Annotated in this window: 9 protein-coding genes; 5 read left to right on the top strand and 4 right to left on the bottom strand. The window is 70.7% G+C overall.

Going from position 1 to position 10,482, the window contains the following annotated elements; all coding sequences use genetic code 11:
- Together ACTJK8_RS23035 and ACTJK8_RS23030 are read left to right on the top strand one after the other, a co-directional pair.
- Positions 1–209, top strand: a 209-nt coding sequence (locus ACTJK8_RS23035) for a flagellin (protein ID WP_440762561.1), incomplete at its 5' end; no start/stop codon positions are given.
- Positions 210–504: 295 nt separating this feature from the next.
- On the top strand, positions 505–2,943 hold the full coding sequence (locus ACTJK8_RS23030; RefSeq protein WP_440762560.1) for a PAS domain S-box protein: 2,439 nt from the start codon (positions 505–507) through the stop codon (positions 2,941–2,943).
- Positions 2,944–3,281: 338 nt separating this feature from the next.
- Here the strand turns inward: ACTJK8_RS23030 and ACTJK8_RS23025 are convergent, their stop codons facing one another.
- From ACTJK8_RS23025 to ACTJK8_RS23010, 4 genes are all read right to left on the bottom strand, one after another.
- Positions 3,282–3,728 (bottom strand): lysozyme inhibitor LprI family protein, encoded by a 447-nt coding sequence (locus ACTJK8_RS23025; protein WP_440762559.1) that lies wholly within the window; start codon positions 3,726–3,728, stop codon positions 3,282–3,284.
- Positions 3,729–3,841: 113 nt separating this feature from the next.
- Positions 3,842–4,162: a YbjQ family protein gene (locus ACTJK8_RS23020; RefSeq protein ID WP_012319974.1), complete on the bottom strand. Its 321-nt coding sequence runs from the start codon at positions 4,160–4,162 to the stop codon at positions 3,842–3,844.
- Between the two features lie 45 nt (positions 4,163–4,207).
- Entirely contained in the window at positions 4,208–4,612 is a 405-nt protein-coding gene (locus ACTJK8_RS23015; RefSeq protein WP_051252354.1) for a lysozyme inhibitor LprI family protein, read from the bottom strand.
- A 49-nt stretch (positions 4,613–4,661) separates the two neighbouring features.
- The gene (locus ACTJK8_RS23010) at positions 4,662–5,513 is read right to left on the bottom strand and encodes a hypothetical protein (RefSeq protein ID WP_440762558.1); all 852 of its coding nucleotides are present in this window, start codon (positions 5,511–5,513) and stop codon (positions 4,662–4,664) included.
- 907 nt (positions 5,514–6,420) lie between these two features.
- Between ACTJK8_RS23010 and ACTJK8_RS23005 the strand changes: the two genes are divergently transcribed.
- The 3 genes from ACTJK8_RS23005 (at position 6,421) to ACTJK8_RS22995 (ending at position 10,380) form a co-directional block, all read left to right on the top strand.
- The gene (locus ACTJK8_RS23005; protein WP_012319975.1) at positions 6,421–6,678 is read left to right on the top strand and encodes a hypothetical protein; all 258 of its coding nucleotides are present in this window, start codon (positions 6,421–6,423) and stop codon (positions 6,676–6,678) included.
- A gap of 277 nt (positions 6,679–6,955) precedes the next feature.
- The gene (locus ACTJK8_RS23000) at positions 6,956–9,049 is read left to right on the top strand and encodes a caspase family protein (RefSeq protein ID WP_440762557.1); all 2,094 of its coding nucleotides are present in this window, start codon (positions 6,956–6,958) and stop codon (positions 9,047–9,049) included.
- Positions 9,046–10,380: a hypothetical protein gene (locus ACTJK8_RS22995; RefSeq protein WP_116655971.1), complete on the top strand. Its 1,335-nt coding sequence runs from the start codon at positions 9,046–9,048 to the stop codon at positions 10,378–10,380. The genes ACTJK8_RS23000 and ACTJK8_RS22995 overlap by 4 nt, the downstream gene beginning before the upstream one ends.
- Positions 10,381–10,482 lie beyond the last annotated feature (102 nt).

The raw sequence follows: 10,482 nt of genomic DNA, 5'->3' as shown, positions 1-10,482 counted from the left end.
GCTCGAACCTGTCGGTCGTTCAGAACCGTCAGGACTTCTCCAAGCAGCTGATCAACGTGCTGCAGACGGGCTCGGCCAACCTGACGAACGCCGACCTGAACCAGGAGGCGGCGAACTCGCAAGCGCTGTCGACCCGTCAGTCGATGGGCATCTCGGCCCTGTCGCTGGCCAACTCCGCCCAGCAGGGCGTCCTCCAGCTCCTGCGGTAAGCCGCGACCCTTAGAACGCCGCAACGGCCGGGGCAGCGCCCCGGCCGTTCGCGTTCGCGGGGCGCCGATTCCGAAACCGGGCGGCTCTCACGTATCAGGCCTCGGCCACACCGAACGCGCCCTTCCTGGTCCTGCGCCGGGATCGGGGTGGCCGCACGGCCCCTCCCCCAGGTCGTGACCTCCGAACGCCGCGCGACGACGAACGCTCCTGTCGGGACCAGAGGTCACACCCCCGCCTCGCATCCGGGTGCCTGTAGCCGTTGGACCCGGCAGCGGCTCCGGATAAGACCGCACCATGAGCATGGAAGATCTTCGGGGGGAGGTCGAGCGGCTGCGTCGGCGCGAGCGCGCGCTGGTGGAGGAGAACGCGCGCCTGCGCGCGACCCAGCTCCCGGCCGTCCCGACCACGAGCCTGGCCGGTGTCGGGACCGCCCGGTCCGACCTCCTGTTCACCGCCGCCGACAAGACCCGGATGGCGATGATCGTCACCGATCCGAACCTGCCCGACAATCCGATCGTCTTCGCCAACCGCGCCTTCCTGAAACTCTCCGGCTACACGGCGGAGGAGCTGATCGGGCGCAATTGCCGCTTCCTTCAGGGGCCGGCGACCGACCCGGCCGACATCGCCCGCGTCCGGGCCGCCATCGCCGCGCGACGCGACGTCGTGGTGGAGCTGCTGAACTACCGGCGCGACGGCAGCACCTTCGTCAACGAGCTGTACATCAGCCCCGTGTTCGGTCCGCACGGCGAATTGCTGTTCTTCTTCGGCAGCCAGCTCGACCTCACGCGCTTCCGGGAGCGGGAGGCCCAGGCGGTCGCGCAGGCCTCCTACCTGCGGGGTCCGCCGGCGGACGACGAGGTCGGCTTCTGCATCGTCGAGCTGCGCTTCGACGCGGATGGCAGGACCCGGGATTGCCAGCTCGTCGAGACCAACGCCGCCTTCGAGCGCCGGTCGGGCCTCGCCGCCGCGGAGAGCCGCTGGATGAGCGAGTTCCTGCCGGACGACGCGCAACACTGGCTCGACATCCTCGGCGAGGTCGCGCGATCCGGGCGCAGTGCCCGTTTCAAGGGCTCCATGTCGCGAACCGGGCCCGTCCTCGAGGTTCACGCGATGCGGATCGGCACAGGGATCCAGAGCCGCGTCGCCGTCCTCCTCGAGGATCTTGCCGTCAAGCAGTCGGACGAGGAGCGGCGGGAGGCGCGGATTCGCGACCGGCGGATCGAGCACGACCTCGTCTGGAGGACGAGCCGCGACCTTCTCGTCGTCTGCGCCCTCGACGGAACCTGTCAGGCGGTCAATCCGGCCTGGACGGAGCTCCTCGGTTGGCCGGCCGGCAGCTTGGTCGGCATCCGCATCGACAGCCTGATTCATCCGGACGACGGCGAGACGGCTGCCAGCGCGTTCGAAACACTGCGCATCGACCACAGGTTGTCCGACCTCGACGTCCGCTTCAGGACTGCCGACGGCGCGTACCGCTGGATCTCCTGGAACGCCATCGCGCGCGGGGACCGGTTCCACGCGACCGGGCGGGACGTCACGGAGCGCCGGACCCTCGAGGAGCAGCTGCGCCAGTCGCAGAAGATGGAGGCGGTCGGGCAATTGACCGGCGGCGTGGCGCACGACTTCAACAATCTGCTGACCGTCATCAAGTCGTCGACCGACCTGTTGAAGCGTCCGGGCCTGAGCGAGGATCGCCGGGGCCGCTACGTCGACGCCATCTCCGACACGGTCGACCGCGCCGCCAAGCTGACCAGCCAGTTGCTGGCATTCGCGCGCCGGCAGGCGCTTCGACCAGCGATCTTCGACGTGGTCCAGTCCGTGGCCGCCATCGCCGACATGGTCGGTACCCTGACCGGCGCGCGCATCCACGTCGCGACCGACACCGATGCCGGCACCGACTCGGGCGGCCGGACCCTGCGCTGCCACGTCGATGCCGACCCGAGCCAGTTCGACACGGCCCTCGTCAACCTCGTGGTGAACGCCCGCGACGCCATGCAGGGCGAGGGCCGTCTGCTGATCAAGGTGCGACGCGCGGACCGCATCCCGGCGCTGCGGGCGCATCCGGCCGTGCCGGGAGACTTCGTGGCCGTGTCGGTCTCGGACACCGGCTCGGGCATCGAGGCGGATCTGCTCGAGCGCATCTTCGAGCCCTTCTTCACGACGAAGGGCGTCGGACACGGCACCGGGCTCGGGCTCAGCCAGGTATTCGGCTTCGCCAAGCAGTCGGGCGGTGACGTCGCGGTCGACAGTGTCGTCGGCGTCGGTACAACCTTCACCCTCTTCCTGCCGCGATCGCACCAAGCGGAAGTCAGCGATGCCGCGCCGGACGAACCGGAGCCGCTGGCCGAGGGGCACGGCACGCCCGTCCTCGTGGTGGAGGACAACGAGGAGGTCGGCGCCTTCGCCCGGCAGGCCCTCGTGGAGCTCGGATACGAGGCTGTCTGGGTCAAGGACGCGCAGGCAGCCCTCGCCACGATCGAGGCGAACGACCAGGAGATCGAGGTGGTCTTCTCCGACGTGGTGATGCCGGGCATGAACGGCGTCGATCTGGCCCGGGAGATCAGGCGCCGCCGTCCGTACCTGCCCGTCGTGCTGGCCTCAGGCTACAGTCACGTTCTGGCCTCGGAAGGCACGCACGGGTTCGAGCTCCTGCACAAGCCCTACTCGGTCGCCGACCTCAGCCGTGCCCTCCGCAGGGCACTGCGGGAACGGTCGGCGCTGACCTTCGGCTGACGCGGCTGCATCCGACCGGACCGCCGCGCGTTACGTCCGCGACGGTCAGAAGGATCGGACAGGACAGCACGCCATGTCATCGGATACGCCGCGGCCCGGGGACGATCCGCTGCCCCCCATCGACGATCCGCTGCCCGAGCCCGCACCGCCCGACGGAGACCCGCCGGCCGAGCCGCCCACGCCGCGACCGCCCGGGCCGATCGAAGCGGGCTGAGCGTTCGGCCGCCCGATGCCGCGGGCCGGATCGGCCCGTGTTCCGACGAACGCGGCCACCGATCGGCAACGCCATCGAAGCCGCGTCCGCGCGTCAGCAGGCAAGCGCCGGACTGTCGCGCCCCTCAATGCAGCGGGTACCGGCCGAGAAGGTCCGCGGTTCTCTGGACGGTCTTGTCGTAGAGGCAAGCCGGGACAGCCGGGTTCGCGCCGCTCCCGTTGGCCCACTCGCTGAAGGTCAGGTCGCCGCAATCCGCGTCACGGAAGGCGATCCAGGCACGCTGCGCCTTCTCGAGTCGCGTCTTCCACAGCGCCCTGGCGTCGGGATCCTGCGTGCGATCGTCGTGGTCGATCACCGACAGCGCCTTCTCGTAGGCCGCGTTGAGCTTCGCATCCGCCTCGTGCAACGCGCGGTTCATGCAATCCGTGGTGCCCGGTGTCGAGGTCTCGGTCAGGCACAGTTTGGCCGAGGGCGGCTCGGCTCTGGCACCCGTCGACACCGCGAGGCATGCAAGCAGCCCGGCAAGGACGGGAGCCGAGGGTCGCAACAGGCGTGAGCATACGTGGTTCATGGCGATCGGATCCGGTTCGCGCGCTCCGCTACCCGGCAGAGGGGGATCCTGCGCGCGGTTGGTGACGACAGGCAGGCGCGGACCGCAGCCCTGGACGGCCCCGGCCTGCGGCCTCAGCGGGCGTCGACGATGACGGCGGTGCCGTAGGCCACGACGCCCATCATCGACTGATCGGTGTCTGCCGTATCGAAGCGCATCATGACGATGGCGTTGGCGCCGAGTTGCGCCGCGTTCTGCGCCATGCGGTCGATCGCCTGGGACCGGGCCTGCTCGATCAACTGGCTGTACTCGTTGATCTCGCCGCCGATCAGACTGCGCAGGCCGGCGGTGAGATTGCCCACCGCACCGCGGCTGTGCACCACGGCGCCGAAGCACGGGCCCCGGACCTCGCGCACGTGATAGTTCGGGATGTTCTCGGTCGTGACGATGATCATGGGATCTCGCTCAGGGCGGTGGTGGAAGAGGGCGACGGGGCGCGGTCACGGCGAGCAGGACAGATCGCCGCCCGGACACCTGATCTGAGCCGCGAGGTCCTGGATTCGCTGGCGCGTCAACGCGATCTTGCATTGGCCCAGGAGCATCGGCGCGATGCTTCCGTTGTTGCCGGGCGCCAGCGTGTCGAACCCGGTCCTCAGGTTGCACTCGAGGTCGCGGAAGGCGATCCAGGCGCGTTCGGCAGCGACCAGATTGCGTCGGCCGTTCTCGTCGAGCTTGCTGCGCAGGGTCGCGTAGCGCCGGTTCAGCTCCGCATCGACCCGATCCAATTCCTGGCCCGTGCAGATGTTGGCGTCCATCTGGTTCGCGGAGGTGCTGCAATCGACCTCCGCCGCGAGCCCCACGGCCGGGACCAGAAGCAGGGCGGCGATGAGCGCGTTGCGCAGCATGGCGATCTCGGATCTGAGGCGGGCGTGAGACACGGGGGCCGGGGGCCGATCATGGTTCCTCCGACGCCGCGCCCGAGTCGCGTGCCCGGAATCCGTAATACCCGCGGTCGGCGTCGTAGAGGACGTCGAAGCCGTTCAGGACGTGCAGCCCCGTATTGACGAAGGGCTGCGGGCGCGTCGTGTTGAGGATGATGCGCTCGGGCGCGAGCGGCGCGGCGCGATCGCCGACCGTGATCGCGTAGCCGGCCGCGTCGCCGAACCGGAAGCTCAGGCGCGTTCCCGGGCGAAGGACCGCGCGATCGGCCGCATCGGCCCGGAGGCTGTCGGCGACCTGCGCGGGCGGCAGCGTCAGGAACATGCCGGTTACGCCGGTGTCGAGGAGCGCCCGGCCGCAGGCGGCGGGTTCACGGTCGTCGACGGCGATGCAGGCGGGAACGCCGAGCCAGTCTCCCGGCACGTGCGGGTGCGGATCGAGTTTCACGAAGCGGTAGCGTCCGCGGGTGTTGGCGCGCGTCAGGCCGACATGCACGCCCCGCCGGGTCAGAACGTAGCCGCGGTGCACCCCGCCGGGTCCCGGCAGGTCCGCGTTGAGGAGCGGGTTGGTGTCCGGCGTGCTCTCGGTCTGGCTGTCGTCCTCCCGGCCGAATCCGATCCCCATCATCGCCACGTGGGCCGGCGCCTCCTGAGGCGTGCACCCGCGCGCGCGAACGGTGCAGTCGATCCGGTCGACGGCGAGGACCCGTATGGGTTGCGTGACCACGCTCGCGCCGTCGCGGCCGACGAGGGTCACCGGCACCCGCACCCAGCGTCCGACCATGATCCGGCCGGAACTCGAGTAGGTCAGGCGCCCGGGCTCGCTCGGCAGGGCTTCGTTGCCCGGAATGCGACTGGCCGAGACCACGATGCCTGTCGAACCCGTATCCACGAGCACCGGACGAGCCGCGCCGCCGAACGACAGTCCGAGGCGCGGCGAGCGGGTGATGGCGCCACCGGGTTGCGGGGCGTTTAGGAAAGGCAGGAAGATGCCGCGTCGGTCATCCTCGTAGCTCGGCCCATCGACCGCTCGCGCCGGCGTGGCCGGGCCGAGCAGCGCAGCGCCCGCGATCTCGACGCTCAGGAGAGCGGAAGCCGTTCGGGTGTAACGCCCCCGCGGGCGGACGGATGGGCGGGCTGCCTGAGGAGGATCCTGAAACGCCTGGCGCATGTCGGCCCCGGAGAGATCGCGTCGCCGCATCGACACCGCGTGAGAACCTTATCGGCGCCGAGAGGAGCTCTGCAGCCCGCGCGCGATCGCGCAGGTGTGGTGGATCGAGGCCGGGCAGTCGCCGGCGGAAGCCCGTCAGCGGGTCAGATGGCCGGTTCAGGATGCCGGGCCACCGCTCCCGGTATGGCCGCCCCCGTGCCCGGCAGCGCCCCCGCGACGATAGTATTCATGATCATGGTTCGCGTCGAAGAAACTGTGCCAAAAACAACCGCCGGCCTCCGAGCCGTAATCTGCGGAGCGATCCACGTTGCATTGACCCAGATCGAGTCATAGGTCAACGAAACGGCGGAAATAGTGTTACCGGTTCAGTAATTCGCTGAGGATCCGGCCGGGCGATGAACATTCGCCGTCGTTGACCCTGCCCGTTCCGGCACGGGCGAATGCCACCGGCTCCGAACGATCGCCGAACGATCGATGACGGTCTCGGCGCGGCTGTCGCGTGAGAAACCTCCCCGCTGACCGTGCAGGCCGCGCGAAACCGCGTCTGGCCGGCCCATGCCTCTGACGAGGCGGACGATCCACCGCCCGATCAGGGAGAACTGACGTGACCAAGACGAAGATGCTCGTGCTCGCCGCCAGCCTCCTGTGCGCCGCGGGTCCCGCCCGCGCCCAGGACGCGGCGCCGCAGCGCGGAAATCAGGAGTTCCTCGGCGTCGATCTCGACAGCGGTGGCGTCTACTTCAACGGCCGCAACTCAGGCCGCTACTGCGTCTACCGCACGGTCGAGGTCTACAATCGCTACACCGGCTACTTCGAGGCGCGGCGCGCGCGCCGCTGCGGCCGCGGCCTCTACCTGCCGTGAGGAGCGAGGCGATGCTGACCGCCCTCTCGCCGCTCCACCTCGCCGCCCTCAGCCTGATCGTCGCGTATCTGGGCTGGGGCTGAGCTGCGCCCCCACCGCCCGCAACCGTGTCCTGGACGTCGGTCGCGCGGTCGCGAGGACTGCATTCGCCGGACGCGTCCGACGCGTGAGATTGTTTCCCGATCCCCCAGCGGATAACCCTGTCGCGCGTGCCGACCGGGCGCGCCCCGCTTCGAGGACGGTGAATCCGGGCCGCGACCCGGACAGGAGGACGCGCTTGCCGAGAGCCAACCCGGTATCCGCGCTGCGGCGGGCCGCCCGAACCGCGATCATCCTGCTCGGGATAAATTCCCTAGCCCCGGTCGCGCCGGCCCGGGCAGCCGCCGATCCCGCAGCCTTCGCCGACAATGCCGACGCCGTCGCGGTGGTGATCGGCAACCGCAGCTACAAGCAGACGGTGCCGGTCGACTACGCCCACAACGATGCCGAGGCGATCCGCGCCTACCTGATCGAGCGTCTCGGATACCGCGAAGGTAACGTCTTCCTGCTGAAGGACGCGACGCTCAACGAGTTCAACCAAGTCTTCGGCACCGAGCGCAATCCGCAATCCGGCCGTCTCTGGCGCAGCGTGCGCGAGGGCCGCTCGAACGTCTTCGTCTACTATTCCGGCCACGGGGTCCCGGATCTGACCACCAAGCAGCCGTTCCTGCTGCCGGAAGACGGCAATCCGAACCAGGGCGAGAGCGGGTATTCGCTGGAAACCCTGTACCGCAACCTCGAGCTCGTGAAGCGCAAGATCGGCCCGGACCACCAGCTCGTCGTGATGGTCGATGCCTGCTTTACCGGCGAGACCGGGCGCAAGGGCGAGAGCCTCCTGGCGGTGTCAGCGCCCGGCTTCGCGCCCGCCCGTCCCAAGGCGGAGGGCGGCATCGTGCGGCTGGTCGCGACTTCGGGCGCGACGCCCGCCAACTGGGACGAGGCGAACAGGCTCGGCCTGCTGACCAGCCGGTTCCTGATGGGCGTGTCGGGTCTCGCCGACGCCCGAGACCAGCAGGGCGACGGCGACGGGCTCGTGCAGTGGACGGAGCTGAAGGGCTACCTCCGCCGCGAGGTGGAGGACGCCGCCCGCCGCGCGTCGGGCCGCGAGCAGGTGCCCGAGATCGACGAGGCCCCGATCGTCCTCAAGGTCTCGCTGCCGGTGGCGGCCGTCGCGCAGGGCGTCGCTGCCATCCGGGACGAGGCGGCCTGGCGGCGGGCCGAAACGCTCGGCACCCGGGAGGCGTTCGAGGCCTATATCGGCGCCTGCGGCGAGACCTGCCTGTACCGGCCTCAGGCCATGGACAGGCTCCTGGCCGGACGGCGCCGGGACGCGGCGGCGATCGACCAGGAGAACTGGGCCAGGTTCGGGACCCAGCGGCAGTATCAGGCCTATCTGGATTCCTGCGGCGAGGTCTGCGCCTATCGCAGCCTCGCGGAGGGCTATCTCGGCGGCAAGAATCCGAGTGCCGATCCGCGCGTCAAACGATGCGACGAGCTCGCCGCCGGCACGGACGATCCCGACCGTCCGAGTGGGGTCACCGGCGTGAAGCTCGGCCGGATCGAGCCGGCAGCCGCGATCGACGCCTGCCGCGGGGCTGCGGCCGCCTATCCGGACCTGCGCCGCCTCTCCTACCAGCTCGGCCGTGCCTACGACCGGGCCGACCGCTACAAGGAGGCCTTCGCCGCCTACGACCGCGCTGCCAAGGCCGGGAGCGTGTCGGCGCTGAACAACCTCGCCGCCCTCTACGAGAACGGCCAGGGCGTGAAGCGCCAGCAGGCCGAGGCGTTCCGCCTCTACCGGCAGGCGGGCGAAGGCGGGAACGTGGTGGCGCTGGCCAACGCCGCCCGGATGCTGGAATACGGCAACGGCATCCCGAAGGACGAGGCGCAGGCGGTCGCCCTGTATCGCCGCGCCGTGTCCGGGGGCGACGTCGCGTCGATCAGCAAGCTCGTGCCGCACTACGCGACGGGCGCGTACGGCTTCCCGAAGGATCTGCGCCAGGGCTTCGACCTCTTCCGACAGGCGGCGGACCGGGGCGACCCGGTCGCCATGGCCACGATGGCGACGCTGATCGACAACGGCTTCGGGCGCTACTTCCCCGGTGTGCGCTCCGCCGACATGGTGATGCGCGCCCTCAAGCACGGGGAACTCGGCGCCGCCTCGGTCTCGGCCACCGATACCGCCGCCCAGAAGCTGAAGCCCGAGACGATCCGCACGGTGCAGCGCGCGATCAAGGACGCGGACTACTACACCGGCGCCCTCGACGGGCGCTTCAACCCCGTCTTCGTCCGCGCCCTCGACCAGTACGCCCGGGCCAACGAGACCGAATGAGGCGCCTCCTCCTCGCCGCGCTACTGCTCGCCCCGGCGGCGGCGCGCGCCGATCCCGCCACGCAGGCGCTGACACCGTTCCTCGACGCGGTCGCGGCCTGTGCGGGCCGTCCGGACTTCACGCTCGCGGTCGTGGGCGTCGAGCCCGGCCAGACGGCGTTGTCGCGCGAGCAGTCCGAGGAGGTGCGCCTCGCCGTCGAGACCCGGCTCCAGGCAACGGGTCGGGTCAGGCTCGCGGCGGCGGCCGACGTGGTGCGGATCAAGGCCCTGCGCGAGGGCACGACGGGCCTGTCGGGCGCGGAGGCCGAGGCGCAGATCCGGTCGGCCTTCGCGGGGGACGCCGCCGTGTTCCTGGTCGAGCCCCGTCGGGCCGGCGAGACCGCCTCCATCCGGCTCCAGGCCGTGACGCAGAGCGCCGCCTGCAAGGCGACGAGCGAGCCTCTGGTTGTACCAATCCACATCGGTGCCGGCGTGGCCGACGTCGACGCTGTCTTCGACGGCGCGGTGAAGGCCCTGGCGCAGGCCGTACCGAGCGCCGCCGCCGTCGAAGTCTGCCCGTTCGTGGCGGAGGGTGGCCATTCGACCTGCGCGGGCGCCCTCACGGACCGCCTCGTCATCGCTCTCGACGCGGAGGCCCGGTCGGCCAACCGCGTGCTCCGCGGCGCGCGCCTCGACGTGCGCCGCCGGCCGCCCGGCACAGGGTGCGCGGGCCCCATCACGGCGCGCGGCCGCTTCCGCACCGATCACGACCGGCAATCCTGGCTGGAGGTCGAGTTCCAGCGCGACGGCGCCGTGCTGGCCCCGACGGGGCAACGCCGCATCGCCACGGAGGGCCTCGGCTGCGATCCCGTCCCGCGGCCCTTTCTCGACCACCTCGCCGCCACGGCGCGCACGGATGCCGGCCGCCTCTCGGTGGCGGCCGCCGCCACGCCGTTCGCGGCCGGTCAGCGCCTGGAGATGCGCATCGAGTCCCAGGTCGCGCAGAACCTGTACTGCTGGGTGGTCGCGCCCGACGAGACCGCCTTCGTCGCCCTTCCGGTGCGCGACAACGCCGCCTCACAGCTGGCCCTCACACCGGGAGAGTCGCGGCGCTACCCGCGCGGCTACGGCCTCGACGAGATCGTGGCGGGGGAAGCGTTCGAGAACCTGTTCGCCTGCTTCGGCGTGCCGGGCGGCCTGCCGCCGGAACTCGCCGCGCGGTGGCTGGCGGCGGCGCCGGGCGCGGCCGGCGAGGCGCGCCTTCTCCAGCCACCGGACGTGCTGGACCTCCTCGACCGGATCCGGGCCACCCCCGGGGTCACCGAGGCCACCGCGCGCATCGTGGTCCGCTGAGGCGGAGCGACGGACTCAGAACAGCGTCTGGTTCGCACAGATCGGACGGGTGGCGCCCGGATGGCTGCCGGAGGTCGACGGATGGCCGGTCGCGAGGTAACC

Source organism: Methylobacterium sp. 22177 (assembly GCF_052045615.1).
Lineage (GTDB): Bacteria > Pseudomonadota > Alphaproteobacteria > Rhizobiales > Beijerinckiaceae > Methylobacterium > Methylobacterium radiotolerans.
The sequence above is the reverse complement of the archived record's forward strand: the minus strand, read 5'-3'. Positions and strand labels throughout refer to the sequence as shown.